At 63.2% G+C, this 19,664-nt stretch carries 14 protein-coding genes; 4 read left to right on the forward strand and 10 right to left on the reverse strand.

The window, feature by feature from the left end; translation table 11 throughout:
* Positions 1-53 precede the first annotated feature (53 nt).
* Positions 54-182 (forward strand): hypothetical protein, encoded by a 129-nt coding sequence (locus ACTJI5_RS16155; protein WP_269433267.1) that lies wholly within the window; start codon positions 54-56, stop codon positions 180-182.
* A 57-nt stretch (positions 183-239) separates the two neighbouring features.
* Positions 240-419 (forward strand): PspC domain-containing protein, encoded by a 180-nt coding sequence (locus ACTJI5_RS16160; protein ID WP_039580111.1) that lies wholly within the window; start codon positions 240-242, stop codon positions 417-419.
* A 344-nt stretch (positions 420-763) separates the two neighbouring features.
* Here the strand turns inward: ACTJI5_RS16160 and rpoC are convergent, their stop codons facing one another.
* The 6 genes from rpoC to ACTJI5_RS16190 form a co-directional block, all read right to left on the reverse strand.
* Positions 764-5,047: a DNA-directed RNA polymerase subunit beta' gene (gene rpoC / locus ACTJI5_RS16165; RefSeq protein ID WP_058539958.1), complete on the reverse strand. Its 4,284-nt coding sequence runs from the start codon at positions 5,045-5,047 to the stop codon at positions 764-766.
* Positions 5,048-5,102: 55 nt separating this feature from the next.
* Positions 5,103-9,281, reverse strand: a complete 4,179-nt coding sequence (gene rpoB, locus ACTJI5_RS16170) for a DNA-directed RNA polymerase subunit beta (RefSeq protein WP_440861024.1) — start codon at positions 9,279-9,281, stop codon at positions 5,103-5,105.
* A gap of 385 nt (positions 9,282-9,666) precedes the next feature.
* Positions 9,667-10,335: a DUF4197 domain-containing protein gene (locus tag ACTJI5_RS16175; protein ID WP_440861025.1), complete on the reverse strand. Its 669-nt coding sequence runs from the start codon at positions 10,333-10,335 to the stop codon at positions 9,667-9,669.
* 74 nt (positions 10,336-10,409) lie between these two features.
* Positions 10,410-11,648, reverse strand: coding sequence for a hypothetical protein (locus ACTJI5_RS16180; protein ID WP_310252883.1), 1,239 nt, complete (start codon positions 11,646-11,648; stop codon positions 10,410-10,412).
* 358 nt (positions 11,649-12,006) lie between these two features.
* Entirely contained in the window at positions 12,007-13,791 is a 1,785-nt protein-coding gene (locus tag ACTJI5_RS16185) for a diguanylate cyclase (protein ID WP_440861026.1), read from the reverse strand.
* Between the two features lie 89 nt (positions 13,792-13,880).
* On the reverse strand, positions 13,881-14,486 hold the full coding sequence (locus tag ACTJI5_RS16190) for a TetR/AcrR family transcriptional regulator (protein ID WP_440861027.1): 606 nt from the start codon (positions 14,484-14,486) through the stop codon (positions 13,881-13,883).
* 85 nt (positions 14,487-14,571) lie between these two features.
* Between ACTJI5_RS16190 and ACTJI5_RS16195 the strand changes: the two genes are divergently transcribed.
* Complete coding sequence (locus ACTJI5_RS16195) at positions 14,572-16,014, forward strand: carotenoid oxygenase family protein (RefSeq protein WP_440861028.1); 1,443 nt, start codon at positions 14,572-14,574, stop codon at positions 16,012-16,014.
* Here ACTJI5_RS16195 and ACTJI5_RS16200 read toward each other — a convergent pair.
* Genes ACTJI5_RS16200 through ACTJI5_RS16210 form a run of 3 tightly spaced genes read right to left on the reverse strand, consistent with a single transcriptional unit; the run spans position 15,935 to position 18,040 of the window.
* Positions 15,935-16,795, reverse strand: coding sequence for an NTP transferase domain-containing protein (locus ACTJI5_RS16200; protein WP_440861029.1), 861 nt, complete (start codon positions 16,793-16,795; stop codon positions 15,935-15,937). The two genes, ACTJI5_RS16195 and ACTJI5_RS16200, sit on opposite strands and share 80 nt — an antisense overlap.
* Positions 16,792-17,820, reverse strand: coding sequence for a D-alanine--D-alanine ligase family protein (locus tag ACTJI5_RS16205; RefSeq protein ID WP_440861030.1), 1,029 nt, complete (start codon positions 17,818-17,820; stop codon positions 16,792-16,794). Before ACTJI5_RS16205 ends, ACTJI5_RS16200 begins: the two co-directional genes overlap by 4 nt.
* Entirely contained in the window at positions 17,771-18,040 is a 270-nt protein-coding gene (locus tag ACTJI5_RS16210; protein WP_440861031.1) for a hypothetical protein, read from the reverse strand. The genes ACTJI5_RS16205 and ACTJI5_RS16210 overlap by 50 nt, the downstream gene beginning before the upstream one ends.
* 98 nt (positions 18,041-18,138) lie before the next feature.
* Between ACTJI5_RS16210 and ACTJI5_RS16215 the strand changes: the two genes are divergently transcribed.
* Positions 18,139-19,143, forward strand: a complete 1,005-nt coding sequence (locus ACTJI5_RS16215) for a hypothetical protein (RefSeq protein ID WP_440861032.1) — start codon at positions 18,139-18,141, stop codon at positions 19,141-19,143.
* A 123-nt stretch (positions 19,144-19,266) separates the two neighbouring features.
* On the opposite strand, the gene rplL is transcribed toward ACTJI5_RS16215, so the two are convergent.
* Positions 19,267-19,638, reverse strand: a complete 372-nt coding sequence (gene rplL, locus ACTJI5_RS16220) for a 50S ribosomal protein L7/L12 (RefSeq protein ID WP_037516187.1) — start codon at positions 19,636-19,638, stop codon at positions 19,267-19,269.
* Between the last annotated feature and the right edge of the window lie 26 nt (positions 19,639-19,664).

The raw sequence follows: 19,664 nt of genomic DNA on the forward strand, positions 1-19,664 counted from the left end.
TGTCGACATCCACCGGATGGCCCGGAATGGAAGGTTCAAGGAAGGAAAATATCATGGCCCATTTCAATGTCGACTCGTTCAAGAGCTACGCGATCGCCGCCGTTGCCTCGCTTTACTGCTCGATGATGTTCCTCGCCGCTGTCGGCCCGAACGCTGTGCACTTCGGCGGACTGGTCGCCTGACCAGTCCCCTAACCCGCCAATAACGCCGGCCCGAAGGCCGGGATCGAAAGGAAAGAAATGAAACAGGGTTTTCGCAAGAATCGTCGCGACGGGATGATTTTCGGTGTGTGCGCCGGGATGTCAGACCAGTTCGGCATCGACGTCTTGTGGACGCGCGTCGGCTTTGTCGCCCTGACGCTTTTGGGCTTCGGCCTGCCTCTGCTGCTGTACCTCGCCGTCGCGATCCTCGCGCCCTAGGACAGCCAAGGGCCGGACGCCTTAAGGGCGCAGTCGCACCGGCCCGCATATTCCCAGGACCAAGGGCTCACCGGCCACCCCGGTGGGCCCTTTTCTATTTGTCGGCTAGCGACCAATTGCAGACTCCAACACTCGCGTCACCCCGGACTTGATCCGGGGTCCCGCTTGATGTCGCAGTCTGCCGACGCCTTTTAAAAGCGGGATCCCGGATCAAGTCCGGGATGACGAAGGGTAAGGATCCCACCGTCCGCTCTCGGCTCCAAAGCCGCCAAAGAAAAAGCCCCGCCGGATCGCTCCGGCGGGGCTTGTCTTTTCAGGCTGTTACCCGGGAACGGGGGTCAGGCTTACGCCTCCTCGTCCTTGATCAGGTAATCGCCGGCATCGGCATCGCTGCCGTGGGTCTCGCCTTCGACGACACCCAGCGGATCGTCACCGATCGCAGCTTCCGGGCCCTGCGCCAGTTCGGCGGCATGCTCTTCGGCAGCGGTCGCAGGCGCAATCAGATGCTCCTGGTTCGCGGCGCGCATGGAGGCGCGCAGCGCGGCATCCTTGCTCGACGCGGTGACGCGAACGCGGTTCATGGCAGCGCCGGTGCCCGCCGGGATGAGGCGGCCGACGATGACGTTTTCCTTGAGGCCCTGCAGCGAGTCGATCTTGCCCTGCACCGAAGCCTCGGTGAGAACGCGCGTCGTCTCCTGGAAGGATGCCGCCGAAACGAAGCTGCGCGTCTGCAGCGACGCTTTGGTGATGCCGAGAAGGACCGGACGGCCCTCCGCAGGCACGCCATTCTTCGGCAGCTTGGCGTTATATTCCATCATCTCCAGATAATCGAGCTGTTCGCCCGGCAGCAACGTGGTGTCGCCGCCCGCCGTGATCTCGACCTTCTGCAGCATCTGGCGAACGATCACCTCGATGTGCTTGTCGTTGATCTTCACGCCCTGCAGTCGATAGACTTCCTGGATTTCCGCGACGAGATATTCGGCGAGTGCTTCCACGCCCATGACGTCGAGGATGTCGTGCGGGTTCGGCGAACCGCTGATCAGTGCGTCGCCGCGCTTGACCTGGTCGCCTTCCTGCACTTCGAGGACCTTCGACTTGGGAATGAGGTACTCGATCGAATCGCCTTCTTCCGGAACGATCGCGATCTTGCGCTTCGCCTTGTAATCCTTGACGAATTCAATGCGGCCGCTGATCTTCGCGATAACGCTGTTGTCCTTCGGAATGCGCGCTTCGAACAGCTCGGCAACACGCGGCAGACCGCCGGTGATGTCGCGCGTCTTCGACGCTTCGCGGCTGACACGCGCCAGAACGTCGCCCGCCTGCACTTCCTGACCGTCCTCGACCGACAACATCGTGCCGACTGCGAGCAGGTAGCGTGCCGCTTCGCCCGACTGGTCGTCGAGCAAGGTCAGGCGCGGCTGAAGGTCTTCCTTCTTGGCGCGGCCCGCCGAGCGATATTCGATCACGACGCGCTGGGCGATGCCCGTCGCTTCGTCGACCTGTTCGATCAGGGTCTTGGTATCTTCCAGATCCTGATACTTCACGACGCCCTGCTTTTCGGTGATGAGCGGCATGGTGAACGGATCCCATTCGGCAATCCGGTCGCCCTTCTTCACCTTCTCACCGTCCTTGTGCATGATCTGTGCACCATAGGGCAGCTTGTGCGTCGCGCGTTCGCGGCCTTCGGCGTCGATGATCGCGATTTCGCCCGAACGCGACAGCGCCAGACGGCGGCCGCGCTGGTCGACGATCGTCGCCATGTCACGATATTCGATCGTACCATCCGAAATCGCTTCGGCGTTCGACTGCTCGTTGACCTGCGCCGCACCACCGATGTGGAACGTACGCATCGTCAGCTGCGTGCCCGGCTCACCGATCGACTGCGCGGCGATAACGCCGACAGCTTCACCGATGTTGACCGGCGTTCCGCGCGCGAGGTCGCGGCCATAGCATTTTCCGCAAACACCCAGCACCGCTTCGCAGACCAGCGGCGAACGGATCTTGACCGACTGGACTTCGGCGTCCTCGATCCGCTGCGTCGTCGGTTCGTCGAGCAAGGTGCCCACCGGAGCGATGACATTGCCGTCCTTGTCGACGACGTCTTCGAGCGTGGTACGGCCGAGGATGCGTTCGCCCAGCGAGGCGATCGTCGAACCGCCCTGGATGATCGCACGCATTTCCATGCCGCGTTCGGTGCCGCAATCTTCCTCGATCACGACGCAGTCCTGCGACACGTCGACCAGACGGCGGGTCAGGTAACCCGAGTTTGCCGTCTTGAGCGCCGTATCGGCCAGGCCCTTACGCGCACCGTGGGTCGAGTTGAAATACTCGAGAACGGTCAGGCCTTCCTTGAAGTTCGAGATGATCGGCGTTTCGATGATCTCGCCCGACGGCTTGGCCATCAGGCCGCGCATGCCGGCGAGCTGCTTCATCTGGGCCTGCGAACCACGAGCACCCGAGTGCGCCATCATATAGATGGAGTTGATCGGGGCCAGACGGCCGGTCTTCGGATCCTTCGGCTCGGCGCGGATTTCGTCCATCATCGCGTTCGCGACCTTGTCGCCGCACTGCGACCAGGCGTCGATCGCCTTGTTGTACTTTTCCTGCTGCGTGATCAGGCCGTCCTGATACTGCTGCTCGAAATCCTTCACCAACGCACGGGTTTCGTTGACCATGCCTTCCTTCGACTCCGGGATGATCATGTCATCCTTGCCGAAGGAAATGCCCGCCTTGAACGCGTTGCGGAAGCCCAGCGCCATGATGGCGTCGGCGAACAACACGGTCTCTTTCTGGCCGGTGTGACGATAGACCTGATCGATCACGTCGCCGATTTCCTTCTTGGTCAGAAGGCGGTTGACGACGTCGAAGGGCACAGTGTGCGACTTCGGCAGGCATTCACCGATCAGCATGCGGCCCGGCGTGGTCTCAAAGCGCTTGAGATACTCATTGCCCTGCTCGTCGGTCTGCGGGACGCGGCTGATCACCTTCGTGTGCAGCGTGACCGCGCCGGTGAACAGCGCCTGATGCACTTCGGCCATGTCGGCGAGCAGCATGCCCTCGCCCGGTTCGCCTTCGCGCTCCATCGAGAGATAATAGAGACCCAGCACCATGTCCTGCGACGGAACGATGATCGGCTTGCCGTTCGCGGGGCTGAGGATGTTGTTCGTCGACATCATCAGCACGCGCGCTTCGAGCTGCGCTTCCAGCGACAGCGGCACGTGGACCGCCATCTGGTCACCGTCGAAGTCGGCGTTGAACGCGGCGCAGACCAGCGGGTGAAGCTGGATCGCCTTGCCTTCGATCAGCACGGGCTCGAACGCCTGGATGCCGAGGCGGTGAAGCGTCGGCGCGCGGTTCAGGAGGACCGGGTGCTCGCGAATGACTTCGTCGAGGATGTCCCAGACTTCCTTGCGTTCCTTTTCGACCCACTTCTTCGCCTGCTTCAGGGTCATCGACAGACCCTTGGCGTCGAGGCGCGCGTAGATGAACGGCTTGAACAGTTCGAGCGCCATCTTCTTCGGCAGGCCGCACTGGTGCAGCTTGAGTTCGGGACCGGTCACGATGACCGAACGGCCCGAATAGTCGACGCGCTTGCCGAGAAGGTTCTGACGGAAGCGGCCCTGCTTGCCCTTCAGCATGTCGGACAGCGACTTCAGCGGACGCTTGTTCGCGCCCGTGATCGTACGGCCGCGGCGGCCGTTGTCGAACAATGCGTCGACGGCTTCCTGCAGCATGCGCTTTTCGTTGCGGACGATGATGTCCGGCGCGCGCAGCTCCATCAGGCGCTTCAGGCGGTTGTTGCGGTTGATCACGCGGCGATACAGGTCGTTGAGATCCGACGTCGCGAAGCGGCCGCCGTCGAGCGGCACCAGCGGGCGCAGTTCGGGCGGGATCACCGGCACGACTTCGAGGATCATCCACTCGGGACGGTTGCCCGATTCGATGAACGATTCCACGACCTTGAGGCGCTTGATGATCTTCTTGGGCTTGAGCTCCGACTTCGTCGTCGCCAGATCTTCCATCAGATCGGTGCGTTCCTGCTCCAGATCGAGATTTTCGAGGAGCACGCGGATCGCCTCGGCGCCGATGCCGGCCGAGAAAGCGTCTTCGCCATATTCGTCCTGCGCGTCGAGCAGTTCGTCTTCGGTCAGAAGCTGGAACTTCTCGAGCGGGGTCAGGCCGGGCTCAAGAACGATATAGGCTTCGAAATAGAGGACGCGCTCGAGCTGCTTCAGCTGCATGTCGAGCAACAGGCCGATGCGCGACGGCAGCGACTTCAGGAACCAGATGTGCGCGACGGGCGCGGCGAGCTCGATGTGGCCCATGCGCTCGCGGCGGACCTTGGTCACCGTGACTTCGACACCGCATTTTTCGCAGACGATGCCCTTGTATTTCATGCGCTTATACTTGCCGCACAGGCATTCATAATCCTTGATCGGGCCAAAGATGCGCGCACAGAACAGGCCGTCACGCTCGGGCTTGAACGTGCGGTAGTTGATGGTTTCGGGCTTCTTGATTTCGCCGAACGACCACGAGCGGATGCGCTCGGGGCTCGCGATGCCGATCTTGATCATGTCGAAGGTTTCGGGCTTCGCGACCGGGTTCATGAAGTTGGTAAGCTGGTTCATATTCTAAGCTCCACTCTTCCCCCCTCGCCGTAGGCGAAGGGGGTGAGGAAAATCATTATTCGGCGGCTTCGGGAAGGGCATCCGGGAGATTGTCGGGATCTTCTTCCGCATAGGAAGACAGTTCGACATTGAGGCCCAGCGAGCGCATTTCCTTGACGAGCACGTTGAAGCTTTCGGGAATGCCAGCCTCGAAGGTGTCGTCGCCCTTGACGATCGCTTCGTAGACTTTGGTGCGGCCGATCACGTCATCGGACTTCACCGTCAGCATTTCCTGAAGCGTGTACGCCGCGCCATAAGCCTGCAGCGCCCACACTTCCATTTCACCGAAGCGCTGGCCACCGAACTGCGCCTTACCGCCCAGCGGCTGCTGGGTGACAAGCGAGTACGGCCCGATCGAACGCGCGTGAATCTTGTCGTCGACGAGGTGATGCAGCTTCAGGATATACATATATCCCACCGTCACCTTGCGGTCGAACCGGTCGCCGGTGCGGCCGTCGTACAGATCGACCTGACCCGACCGGTCGAGACCGGCGCGTTCCAGCATCGCCGACACGTCGCCTTCGCGCGCACCGTCGAACACCGGGGTCGCGAAGGGCACGCCCACCGAAAGATTCGAGGCAAGATCGACGACCTCTTCCGAGGTACGCGCCTTGATCTCGTCCGCATATTCATCGCCATAAGCGTGAAGCAGCGCTTCGCGCACCGCCTCGGGCGGGGCTCCCGCCTCGGGGTCGGGGTTCGCCATGCGCCAATCCTCGAGCGCCGCGGTGATCGTGCGACCGAAGCCGCGCGATGCCCAACCGAGGTGCGTTTCGAGAATCTGCCCGACGTTCATGCGCGACGGCACGCCCAGCGGGTTGAGCACGAAATCGACGTGCGTCCCGTCTTCGAGGAACGGCATGTCCTCGATCGGCAGGATGCGGCTGATGATGCCCTTGTTCCCGTGACGGCCGGCCATCTTGTCGCCCGACTGCAGCTTGCGCTTCACCGCGACGAAGACCTTGACCATCTTGAGCACGCCCGGGGCGAGTTCGTCGCCGCGCTGCAGCTTTTCGACGCGATCTTCATACTTCGCGCTGATCCGCTTGATCGCGTCGTCATACTGCGCCTTGATCGCTTCGAGGGCGGCCTGGGCATTGTCTTCGACAACGGCCAGCTTCCACCAGTCGGCGCGGTCGAGGTCGACGAGCATCTCTTCGGTGACGACGTCGCCCTTCTTCAGACCCTTCGGCACCGCGCTGGTCGCCTGACCGATGAGCAGTTCCTTGAGGCTCGAGAAGGTCGCACGATTGAGGATCGCGCGTTCGTCGTCGGCATCCTGCTTCAGGCGCTCGATCTCTTCGCGTTCGATCGCGATCGCGCGCTCGTCCTTGTCGATACCGTGACGGTTGAAGACGCGGACTTCGACGACAGTGCCCGACACGCCCGGCGGCAGGCGGAGCGAGGTGTCGCGCACGTCGCTGGCCTTTTCACCGAAGATCGCGCGCAGCAGCTTTTCTTCCGGCGTCATCGGCGATTCACCCTTGGGGGTGATCTTGCCGGCCAGAATGTCGCCCGGGCCGACTTCGGCACCGATGTAGACGATGCCCGCTTCGTCGAGGTTGCGAAGTGCTTCCTCGCCGACGTTCGGGATGTCGCGCGTGATGTCTTCCGGCCCAAGGCGCGTGTCGCGTGCGGTGACTTCGAATTCCTCGATGTGGATCGAGGTGAAGACGTCGTCCTTCACGATGCGTTCGCTGATGAGGATACTATCCTCGTAGTTGTAGCCATTCCACGGCATGAACGCGACGAGCACATTCTTGCCGAGCGCCAGTTCGCCAAGCTCGGTCGACGGACCGTCGGCGATGATGTCGCCCGCGCGGACGATCTCGCCCACCTTCACCAGCGGACGCTGGTTGATGCAGGTGTTCTGGTTCGAACGCTGGAACTTCTGGAGGCGATAGATGTCGACGCCGGACTTGCCGGGTTCGACCATGTCGGTCGCACGGATAACGATACGCGTCGCATCGACCTGGTCGATCACGCCGCCGCGGCGTGCCGCGATGGCTGCGCCCGAGTCACGCGCAACGGTTTCTTCCATACCGGTGCCGACGACCGGAGCCTCGGCCCGGATCAGCGGCACAGCCTGACGCTGCATGTTCGAGCCCATGAGCGCGCGGTTGGCGTCATCGTTTTCGAGGAACGGGATGAGCGATGCCGCGACCGAAACGAGCTGCTTCGGCGACACGTCCATCAGCGTGATCTGATCGCGCGGAGCCATCAGGAATTCGCCGGCTTCACGCGCCGAGATCAGCTCGTCGATAAAGCTGCCGTCGGGGTTGAGATCGGCGTTCGCCTGCGCAACCGTGTGCTTCTGCTCTTCCATCGCCGAGAGGTAAACGACGTCGGTCGTGACCTTGCCGTCGATGATCTTGCGGTACGGGGTTTCGATAAAGCCGTACTTGTTGACGCGCGCAAAGGTTGCGAGCGAGTTGATCAGACCGATGTTCGGGCCTTCGGGCGTTTCGATCGGACAGATACGGCCATAGTGCGTCGGGTGAACGTCGCGGACTTCGAAGCCCGCGCGTTCGCGCGTCAGACCGCCGGGCCCGAGCGCCGACACGCGGCGCTTGTGCGTCACTTCGGACAGCGGGTTGGTCTGGTCCATGAACTGCGAGAGCTGCGACGAGCCGAAGAATTCGCGAACTGCGGCGACAGCCGGCTTCGCGTTGATCAGGTCGTTCGGCATCACGGTCGACACGTCGACCGAGCTCATGCGCTCCTTCACCGCGCGCTCCATGCGGAGCAGGCCGACGCGATACTGGTTTTCGAGCAGTTCGCCGACCGAACGGACACGACGGTTACCGAGGTTGTCGATATCGTCGATTTCGCCCTTGCCGTCCTTCAGGTTCACCAGCTCCTTGACGACGGCGAGGATGTCGTCGCTGCGCAGCGTGGTGACCGTGTCTTCGGCCTCGAGGCCAAGGCGCATGTTGAGCTTGACGCGGCCCACGGCCGACAGGTCGTAACGCTCGGGGTCGAAGAACAGGCCGCCGAACAAGGCTTCCGCGGTTTCGCGCGTCGGCGGTTCGCCGGGGCGCATGACGCGATAGATGTCCGAAAGCGCCTGGTCGCGATCTTCGGCCTTGTCGGCCTTCAGCGTGTTGCGGATCCAGGGACCGGTGTTGTTGTGGTCGATGTCGAGCAGGACGAGCTTGTCGATGCCCGCGGCGTCGATCTTCTCGAGATTCTCGGCACTCACTTCGTCGCCGGCCTCGATGTAGATCTCGCCGGTCGACTCATTGATGAGGTCATAGGCCGAATAGCGGCCGAAGATTTCCTCGGTCGGGATCAGCAGCGTGTCGAGACCGTCCTTCGCGGCCTTGTTGGCAAGGCGCGGGCTGATCTTGTGGCCGGCGGCAAAGACGACTTCGCCGGTCTTGGCGTCGACGACATCGAACGCGGGCTTCGCACCGCGCCAGTTTTCGACCATGAACGGCACGCGCCAGCCATTCTCGGCACGCTCGAAGACGAGGCGGTCGTAGAAATGGTTGAGGATTTCCTCGCCCGACATGCCCAGCGCGTACAAGAGGCTGGTGACCGGCAGCTTGCGCTTGCGGTCGATACGGACGTTGACGATGTCCTTGGCGTCGAATTCGAAGTCGAGCCACGAACCGCGATACGGGATCACGCGCGCGGCGAACAGGAACTTGCCCGACGAGTGGGTCTTGCCGCGGTCATGGTCGAAGAGCACACCCGGCGAACGGTGCATCTGCGACACGATGACGCGCTCGGTGCCATTGACGAAGAAGGTGCCGTTCTCGGTCATGAGCGGCATGTCGCCCATGTAGACGTCCTGCTCCTTGATATCGAGGACCGAACGGGTGTCGGTTTCGCTGTCGACCTCAAAGACGATCAGACGCAGCGTGACCTTCATCGGCGCCGCATAGGTGATGCCGCGCTGACGGCATTCCTCGACGTCGTACTTCGGCGCTTCAAGTTCGTAATGGACGAAGTCGAGCTCGGCGGTGCCGGCGAAATCGCGGATCGGGAAAACGCTGCGCAGCGTCTTTTCGAGGCCCGAAACATAGCCGACCGAGGGGTCGGACCGCAGGAACTGCTCATAGGATTCGCGCTGAACCTCGATGAGGTTGGGCATCTCCACCGCTTCGTGGATGTTGCCGAACAGCTTACGGATTCGCTTGCTTGCGGTTGCTTCGAGGGCCTTGCCCACCGACTTCGCCTTGGTCGCCATAAGTGATTATCTCGCCTTACAAAAAATCAGGTCGCGAGCGCACCGACGCGAAAAAAGCCGCAGGCAACCGTCACCGGTTTACCGCAGCTTTTCAACGCTGTCGAAATCCCCGCCGCCCTATCCGTACAGCCCGCTGCGCAAAGTCAGGCTCTATCTCGGACGGTTGGGTATGACGGCCATATAGGATTTGGGGCGCGCGGTGTCAACGGGAGCGCGGCGAAGTAATGTCGTGAACGACGGCTTTAGGGTGGGAGGCTGCCATCTCCTCCCTTCGTCATCCCGGACTTGATCCGGGATCCACCGCAGCGTTGAAGTCATGGACCCCGGATCAAGTCCGGGGTGACGATGACGGAGAGGTCAGCCTTCGATCGTTAGCCGTCGTCGCCTAAAACACCCCCTTCAACAACGCCGCCGGGTTCCTGCGCAGCGCAGCCTCTTCGCCCGCCATATAATGGAAGATGCCTTTGAGTGCCTGTTCGGTCACCGACCGCGTCAGCCCGTCGCGCGTCAGTCCGGCCGAGGCCATCAGCTGGTTGCCCTTCGACAGCTGGTCGAGCTGGCGATAGGCGCCGACATTTTCCAACGCCGATCCGATCAGCGGCGACACTTTGGTGAACAATATGCTGCCCGCGCTCGTCTGCAGATAGCGCGTCGCTCCATCGTTTTTCGTCACCAGCCCCGGCGCGTCGGTCCAGCGCAGATTGTCGATCGCGGCGCGAAACACCGGCTTCGCCTCGCCCGCAGCCCTGCCGCCCGCGTCGTTCAGGCTTTTGGTCAGATTGCTCGTGAGCCCCAGCTTGTCGCCCATGCCAAAGAGTTTCGACGCCAGTTTTCCGCCGGCACCCGGCAACAGGATGCGCACTGCGGTATCGCGATAAAAGGCGCCCGGTTCCGCGAGCTTGTCGAGCGCGCCGTCGGACGCACCCGCGATCAGCCCCTTCACCCCACTCTTCGGCAGCTTCGCCATCGCCCACGGCGCGTGGATCAAAGCGAGCGTCCCGATCGCGCCGGTGAGCAGCATCCGCCGCGCCATCATTGCTTCGTCCGATTCCATGATGCGATCTCCACTGCCCAGCGTTCGATGACAAGCAGGCGAACCAACAGCTCCGTTGCCGGAGAATAACCGACCTAGTTGGATAAGCCCAGTCGAACATACGTCCGTCCGGTCGCCTTCAGTCCGCCAGTGTGGGCGACATCATATTCGAACCAGACAAGCCCCACCGTCCCGTTCAGTCGTCGAAGCGTGATTTCACCACTTGGCGCGAGAGAAACGCTCAACCGCCCTGAAAATTTGTCTGGTACGCGGATCGAAGTCACCTTCAGCTCGTTCCGGTCGACCCCGACAATTCCAATGCCCGATATCCCGCTATCATTGCAAAAGGGCGGGGAATTATTGCCATTGCCCAGCGAGCAATCCGCACGAAGAGTAACAATTCCACTTAACGCGATGCGGTCGATCGATCGCAAGTCGGTAACAGCCACAAGACTGTGCAAGACCAATACCGGCAAATAGGAATATGGCCGCGTCTCGATTTTCGGGGCGGGGATCTCCGCGAACTCGCGAAACGAGGTCAGCATCGACTCAATTGTAATTGAATCCGCATCGGCGGTTGAATTGCGCCCCATGATGACGTCGAGGATCGTGGGCAGCACCACAAGCCGATAACCATGCTGAACGTCGGCTGCACGCCGCGGTTCGGTCAAATACTGGTCTACTGCAGAACCATATCTCGCAAGGAGATCTGCAATGGCACGACGGGCATCCGGGGAAGCGAACCTCGTCGTCAGAGGCATATGCTCGAGAAGCGAGCGGATCGCCGATGCGTTATTCAGATCCACCCTCCCCGATCGGAACTGTTCGCCGATTGTTGCCTGAAAGGTGTCAAAAATAATGCTGGAATCGGGTTGCACGCCCTGATCAGATGGTCGGCTCAGCGGAGCCAAGGCGGAAAGCTTGAGATTATACGCTGTGACCCGTCTCCCGAGCGCTGCGGTGTCGGCATTGTTGCTCGACATCGCGGCGACCGCGGCAAAGCTCGATATCTCGCGAGCGCTCAGGCCCAGGCCGGTGTTCGCTGCCACCAAATCATCGTCGATGGACCGGAGCAACGTCGTGACGGGAGACAGGTTGGTCGCGCCTTTCGGAGCAGAGAGATACGCGAGATAGTATCCGCTGAGCATGTCGACGCCGACGGCTCGCATTGCGTCGGTCGGGTTCACCGTCACTTCTTTGCCGTCGTTACCGTCGATCGTCACCGGACCGAACTGGCCGGATGTGTTGGAGTACACATACACGTCCCTGAACACGGTATCACCGGACGGGATAACGTCGCCAAATACGCCATTCTTGTTGGAATCGAACGTCACAGTACCAATGATCGCTGCACCGGCCCCCACTGAGAAAACCGAGCCGGTTGGCGTGGGCGTGGGCGTGGGCGTGGGAGTTGGCGTCGGAGTGGGGGTGGGCGTCGGTGGGACTGTGACAGCCCCCCCGCCGCTCGAGCTTCCACCCCCTCCGCATCCTGAAACCATAGCGACGATTGAGACAGCCGCAATCGTCCGAAAAGCTCTGTAATTTAACATCCCGCCCCCGCATTTTGGATGGAACGCGCCTAGCAAGGAAGTGCTGGAATCTCCAAAAGATTTTGCCCTGATTTCGGCAGCCGCGAACAGCCTTCGCCGACAAACGGTGCGGGGGAACAGCCCCTTCGCTCGAAACCCGATACTAGGCCGCGCTGCGCAGCCGGTTCCGCCCTTCGCGCTTGGCGACATAGAGCGCCTTGTCGGCACGGTGCAGCAGTTCCTCGACGTCGGCTTCGCCGTCATAGACCGCCAAGCCGACGCTGATCGTCGCGTTCGGGAGGTCGTCTTCGGCAGCGGTTCCGGCCTCGACCGCCTTGCGGACGCGCTCGGCGACGATTTCGGCAGCTTGCGCGCTCGAACGCTGGAGGATGCAGACGAACTCCTCGCCGCCGATGCGGCCGAGCATGTCCGCGTCGCGAAGCGCCGCCTTGGCGCGCTGGGCGACGCGGCGGATCACATCGTCGCCGACGGCATGACCGTGCGCGTCATTGATCCGCTTGAAATGGTCGATATCGAAAATCGCGACCGCAAGCGGCGCACCATGGTCTCGCGCGCCGGCGAGCGCCTTTTCGAGCGACGCCAGCGTGTGGCGGCGATTGGGCAGTCCGGTGAGCATGTCGGTATTGGCGACGCGTTCGGCCGCGCTGCGCGCTGCCTCGAGAATGCGGGCATTTTCGACCGTTTCCGTCACGTCCTGGACGGTGCCGAAAATAGCGGCCGCCTTGCCGCCCCGGCCCGTTTCAATCGAGCCGTGCGATTTGACGTGCCTGATCTTGCCGTCGGCGCGCAATATCCGTCCCTGAAATTCGAAAGGCTTGCCGGTCCGCACGGCCTCCGCCAAAATCTTGCGCACCGCCAACCGGTCCTCGGCCACATATTGTTTGACGCTATAGTCGACGTCGACCGGTATGCCGGGTTCCAGTCCGTGTATGCGATAGCTCTGATCCGACCATGTGATCGTCCAATGGACCAGGTCGACGCGCCAATGCCCGACCAGCGCCGCGGCCTCGGCCTGAAGCAGCCAGCGGTTGCTCTGCTCGAGCCGCCTCGAAAGCCGCCGCTGCACGACGAGCAACGCGGCGAGCGGCAGCGCGACGACCAGCATCGACAGCAGGTAGAATTGCAGGAAGAATATCTTGACCTTCGGCTCACCGTCGATGGCCGCGATCGGGCCAAAACCCTGCGCCGTCAGCAACGAAGCGATGATCGTGACAATCAATATGCCGGCGGCGGCGCCGAACGGCCCGAGGCGGTAGGATGCGACAATGACCGCCACATAGGGCAGGAAATTGACCGGAAACTGCGATTGCGAAAAGCAGATAGCCGTGATTGCGGCGGCGCCCGTCAATATCGCCGTCGCTTCGGTTTTCATGCCGGCCGGCGCATTGCTGAACGCATTCGACACGATAAGCCGCGCGAGCATGACAATTGGCGGGGTGACGATCAATATGCCGAGCGCGACCGTCGTCAGCCAGGACAGGAAAAAATCGAAGCCGGTGCCGGCAAATAGTGTCGCTATGCCCGCGCCAACGAAACTTGCAGCCAGCGCAGCGCCGCAGAAACGCACGACATCGCGCGGCGCCGTAAAGGATAGTTCGCCGGGTTCGCGCCGACGCAACAGCCACAGCGCGACGGCGGCCTCGACGCCATTGGCGAGAACGAAGGCGGCCGACATCGCGAACGCCGTGCCGCCGAGCATGTTTGCGGCCATGCTGGACGCCGCCATGCCAGTGAAGGACGCGATCCGCCAGCGCGCGGGCATGAGGAGGAGAAGGGCAAGGAAATAGCCGCTGGGCGGCCACACCGCAGCGATATTGTCTGCTCCCTTGGTCGCATACAGCGACAGGCTGGCCAGCAGGAAATATCCCGTTGCGGTCAGCAGGAGCCAAAAGATCGCTTCGACTCTGGGGGGCAGCGACCGGGTCATGCGCCCAGATAACCAAAAACCGGAAAAGAAACCGCTAAATTATGCCGGCTGTGTCTGCCCCCCGGTCGCGCCACACGATCGGGCGGCCCTCAGCCGACCCCGCCAAAGGTCAGCCCGACCACTTCGGCGACCTTCGCCTCGTCCCAGTCGATGCGCCGGTCGAGGATCAGCATCGCGAGGCCATGCACCAGCGCCCACGCATGGAGCGCCGCGGTATCGGGGTCTCGGGCGCCGGGAAGCGCCTCGCCAACCCCGGCGCGGAGCAGATTATAGGCAACTTCGCCGCCATCGCCGCCCTCCTTGCGCTCGGACATCTGGCGCGTGAAGCTCAGCCGGAACAGCGCGGGTTCGTCGTGCGCGAAGCGAACATAGGCGATACCCGTCGCCTTGAACCCCGCGACCGCGCCGCCCGCCTTCAGCCACGCCTGCGCCTGCAGCGCGCCGAGCCGCCGCAGCCCTTCGTCGGCGAGCGCGTCGAGCAGCGCCTCCTTGTCGGGGAAATGCCGGTACAGCGCGGTCGCGCTCACCCCGACGTCGCGCGCGAGCGCGCGCAGCCCGAGCTCGGCGCCGTCGCCTTCTTCCAGCCGCTTCAGCCCCGCCGCGATCACCGCCGCGCGCAGATCGCCATGATGATAAGCGCCCGCCGCCTTCGCGCCGTCGCTTTTTATGTTGACACTGTTATCTTTGCTTGCCATCATGTTGTCACTGTAAACATATCGAGTCGTCCGCACAAGCCCCCCGCCCCGCGGCGCTTCTCCAACATCCGTAAGGAGCAATATCATGGCAAGCAACGTCGAAACCCTGATCCGCGGTGCGGTTGTCAAAGGCATCGGCAAGGTTGCCGACTTCAACCGCAAGCGCCTGCCCCGCCCCACCGACGCGCATCCGTTTCTGACGGGCATCCACAAGCCGATGACCGAAGAGGTCACGCTGGAAGAATTGCGCGTCGAGGGCGATATCCCCGCCGCGCTGACCGGCCGTTACCTGCGCAACGGGCCGAACCCGGCGGCCGCCCCCGATCCCGCCAGCTACCACTGGTTCACCGGCGCCGGCATGGTCCACGGCATCCGCATCGAAGGCGGCAAGGCCGACTGGTATCGCAATCGCTGGGTCCGCGGCAGCGAGGCATGCGCCGTGCTCGGCGAGGAATTGCCCCCCGGCCCGCGCGCCGACGGTAACGACGCGCCGAACACCAATGTCGTCGGCCTTGCGGGCCGCACCTTCGCCATCGTCGAAGCCGGCGGTAAGCCCGTCGAGCTCGGCTATGAACTGAACACGATCGCACATAACCCGTTCGATGGTACATTGGCCGGCGCCTATACGGCGCATCCGCATCACGACCCGCTCACCGACGAAATGCACGCGATCACCTATCGCGGCGACGAACCGAACAAGGTCTGGCACGTCGTGCTCGACAAGGACGCCCATGTCATTCGCGAGGAAGCGATTGCGGTCAGCGACGGCCCGTCGATCCACGATTGCGCGATCACCGAAAATTACGTGCTCGTCTTCGATCTGCCCGTCACTTTCTCGATGAAGATGCTGCTCGGCGGCTATCGCTTTCCCTATGCGTGGAACGACGCGCATCAGGCGCGCGTCGGCCTCCTCCCCAGGAAAGGCAGCGGCGACAGCGTCATCTGGGTGCCGGTCGAGCCCTGCTATGTCTTCCACCCCGCCAACGCCTATGAAACCGCCGACGGCAAGGTGATCGTCGACGTCGTTGCGCATGAGACGATGTTCGCGATTTCGAAACGTGGCCCCGACAGCGAGAAGTCGCGGATGGAACGCTGGACGATCGATCCGGTCGCCGGAACGACCACCCGCACCGTCATCCACGACCATGCGCAGGAATTCCCGCGCTATGACGAACGGTTGACGACGAAGCCCTATCGCTACGCCTACACGATCGCGATCCCCGATGGGAAATCGGCCGAATGGGCGCTCGCCGACACGCGGCTGTTCAAGCACGACTTGGACAAGGGCACGACCGCCATCCACGATTTCGGCCCCGGCCGGCATCCGGGCGAGTTCGTCTTTGTTCCGCGCAGCGAAAGCGGCGCCGAGGACGACGGTTGGCTGATCGGGCTGGTCGTAAACATGAATGACGAAACGACCGCGCTCGTCATCCTCAACGCCGACGACTTTAGCGGGTCACCGCAAGCTGTCGTGCACCTGCCGCACCGGGTTCCCCCCGGCTTTCACGGGAACTGGGTCGCGGATTGACGATATCGGGGCGCTTCATCAGCGCCTCGGTCACGCGCAGCGACCTTTCATTATCGACATCGATCGCGGTCGCCCCGTTGCTCACCAGCAGCGGGGCGATTTCGACGTCCAGATGGCGCGAAATCCGCTGGAAGATGTGGTGGATCGGACCGAGCCCGAAGCGGAAACGGAGCAGGTTGATCAGGCCGAATGCCTGCATCACGCGAAACGGCTTCTTGACGAACTGCCCGCCGCCGCGAAACGCCTCTGCGGCGCGGAGCGCGTTCGGATGGCCGAGCCAATAAGCGTTGCAGTTCGATACCGCGACGTCGGAAAACTCGTAAAAACGCCGCTGGCCTTCGGGATGGACCGCCAGCACATCCTCACGCCGCGCCAGTGCGACCCCGGCATCGGCGCCGAGCCGCATCGCCTCGGCTTCGATCTCGGCGATCGTCGCGGGGGTCAGCAGGCAATTGTCGGCGGTCGTGACGAGCAGCGGGAAGCTGGCCATGCCCGCGACCGCGAGGACCGAATCCGCCAGATTATCGGCCGCGGGAACGACGATCAGCCGGTCGCCGAGCAGGTCGACCACCGGGTCTTTCAATTCAGCGAGCAGCGCCGCATGATGCGTCGAAACGAACATCTGCCGCGCATTGCTGTCGGCCGCACTTTCCAGGACATGCGCAATCATCGGCCGGCCGGCGACCGGCACAAAGCATTTGTCGCCGACGCCATATGCCTCGGCGAGCGCATCGACCGCCCCGGGGCGGCGGCCGGCGAGGATCAGGATCGAACCGCTCATGCGGCGTTCCGCCGCGCCGCGGCGGGCGCAATCTGGCGAAGCATGCTTTCGGCGACGATCGTTTCGATCAGCGCCGCGTGGGAGAAGCCCGCAGCGACGGCCGAGCGCGAGAACAGTTTTTCGGACCAGAGATTGCAGTTGAGATTGACCTCGAGCAGCCGGACGTCGCCGGTCGTATGATCGACGCGAAACTCGAACCGGCCATAATCGAACGGACGGAATATGTCCGTCATCCGCTTTGTATAGTCGATAATCCGTGCCGCGATCGCCGGATCGTCGAACCGCTTGATGCGATATCCGACGCTGCCGACGAGGTCGCGCTTTTCCTGATAGGTGCGCAGCTGCGTCGGATCGTCCTGCTCGAAAATCATCATCGGCAGCATCGCTGGCTCGCCATCCAGCGTGATCACGGGCACCTCGATGTCGCCGCCGTCGATAAAGGGTTCGACGAGCGCATCATGGTCGAGCGCGTGGATTTCGGCGACCGCCTGCGCAAGTTGCACGCGGTCGTGTGCATCGCGCACGCCCCACGACGCCGAGCTGTTGTTCGGCTTGATCACCCAGCGCCGCGCCGGCGGGCAGCGCGACACATCGACGGGCGCACCGCGGCGGAACAGCACCCAGGGCGCGGTCGGCACGCCGCGCGCCGCGGCCTCGAGCTTGGTCAGATGTTTGTCGTCGGACAGGCCGCGCACGATCGGCGAAGCGCCAAGATATGGCAGGCCATGCTGGTTGCAGAGCAAGGGCAGCAGCATTTCGGAATTGAAGAAGCCGCCGCGATTGAGCAGCGGAAAGACGAAATCGGCGGCGGGCCGGTCGAACAGCGCGGCATAGCTGTCGGCGATCAGCAGTTCGATGCCGATCCCCTCGAGCGTTTCGCGCATTTCGCGGTGGTAGGGCGCGTGATTGCCGTCATCGGCATGCAGCCCGCCAGTCCAGCGCGCATGCTTGGCGATGAACAGCAGCCGCTGCGTTTCACGCAGCTGGCTCGGCAGCCGGGTCGGGGCAAGGTCGGTGGTTTTCATGCGCGGCGTTGATCACGCCCAGGTTGCGCGGGAATGACGAATTGGTGACCCGCGCGACACCAAAACGCAAAATCCCTGTCATATTGAAGCGCATGCCCTTGGAAATGCGCGCTCGCGGAACCGGCCGGGCGATCGGTTGCACCGGTCCGCCCGATCGCAAAAATGGTGTCGCTGCACGACCAGCTGCACCTGAATCCTCGCCGCGCCGTTCGGCAGCCACGGCTCATCCCGGAAATCACATTGCCCGAGCAGCATTTTCGGCAGGTGGCTCGTTCGTCCTTCACTATGACAAGAAATATCGCCCTCTCCCGCCCCGCCATGAGCGCGATTGCCGCGTTCCTGGTTCTTTCCACCCCCGGCGCTTTTGCGCAGGAAGCCCCGACCGTTACGATGACCCCGCCCGTCGCGGCGCCGACCCCGCAGACCCCGCCCACGGTGCCCGAACCGAGCACCACTGCACCGGTCGCAACCCCGCAGACCGCACAGCCCGCCGCGCCCGCCCCGGTTATCCGCGTTCCGCTGGACATCCCGGCCGAAAAGACCGCTCCCGCACCCAAGGCAGCCGAACGCGCCGCTGCGCCCGCCCCGGCGCGCGCCGAACGCGCGGCACCGCGTACGCGCTCTGCAGCACCCGTAGCAGCGGCCGCCACCCCTGCCGCGGCACCCGCCGCCGAGGCTCCCTTGATCGAGGAAGCCACGCCGATCGCCGCCCCGATGGCAGCGCCGGCCGAACCGATCGCCGAGCCCACGCCGCTGCCCACCGAAACAGCGAGCACGACCGGCGATGCTTTCCCGTGGGAGATCGCGGGTGGCGCAGCCGCGCTACTGATCATCGGCGGTGCCGGATTGGCATTCGCCCGTCGCCGCCGCGTGGTCGGCGAGGAAGCCACCGTCTATGACTATGAGCCTGCGCCGCGCACTGCAGCCGAGCCGGTGACCGGCGAAACGCAGCCGTGGATCACCCCCGCCTATGCCCCGCCCGAAGAGGAAGAAGTCGCGCCGCGGACGGTTCCCGCCTTTGTCGCCGCGCCGAGCGGAAGCATGGGTCGTCACGAAGCGATGGCGATGGCCGGGCCCACCGATGACAATCCCTTTGCGACGCTCAGCAAGCGGCTGAAGCATGCGCGTTTCCTCGATCGCCAGGAACGCACCGCCTATGACGAGACGCTCGGCGCGCAGAAGGACATGACCCGCAAGCCGGTCAGCGCTTGGGAAATCGCCCAGCGCCCTGCCCCGGCGACGCAGGAACAGGATGTGCGCCGCCCCGAACCCGCGCGTGTCCGCACGTCGACCAGCTTCCGCCCGGGCTATTCCAAGAGCTGAGCGCCCGATCATCCGCGGTGGTCCCCTCACCGCATAGAAAAAGGGCGGTGCCTCGCGGCGCCGCCCTTATTCTTTTTCGCTGGAACCCGGCCGGATGATCCGGCCGGAACCCATCCAACCGAATTACTTCAGTTCGACGGTGCCGCCGGCAGCGAGAATCTTGGCCTTCAGCTCTTCAGCTTCTGCCTTGTTCACGCCTTCCTTGATGGCCTTCGGTGCGCCTTCGACGAGTGCCTTGGCTTCGCCCAGACCCAGGCCGGTGATCGCACGGACTTCCTTAATCACGTTGATCTTGTTGCCGCCGTCACCCGTCAGGATGACGTCGAATTCGGTCTGCTCTTCAGCAGCCGGGCCAGCAGCGGCAGCAGCCGGAGCGGCAGCAACAGCAGCGGCAGCCGAAACGCCCCACTTTTCTTCGAGCAGCTTCGACAGGTCAGCCGCTTCGAGGACGGTCAGCGCCGACAGTTCTTCAACGATCTTTGCAAGATCAGCCATGTTCATTCTCCATCAGAACCGGGATA

The sequence above is a fragment of the Sphingopyxis sp. 22461 genome (assembly GCF_052044915.1).
Lineage (GTDB): Bacteria > Pseudomonadota > Alphaproteobacteria > Sphingomonadales > Sphingomonadaceae > Sphingopyxis.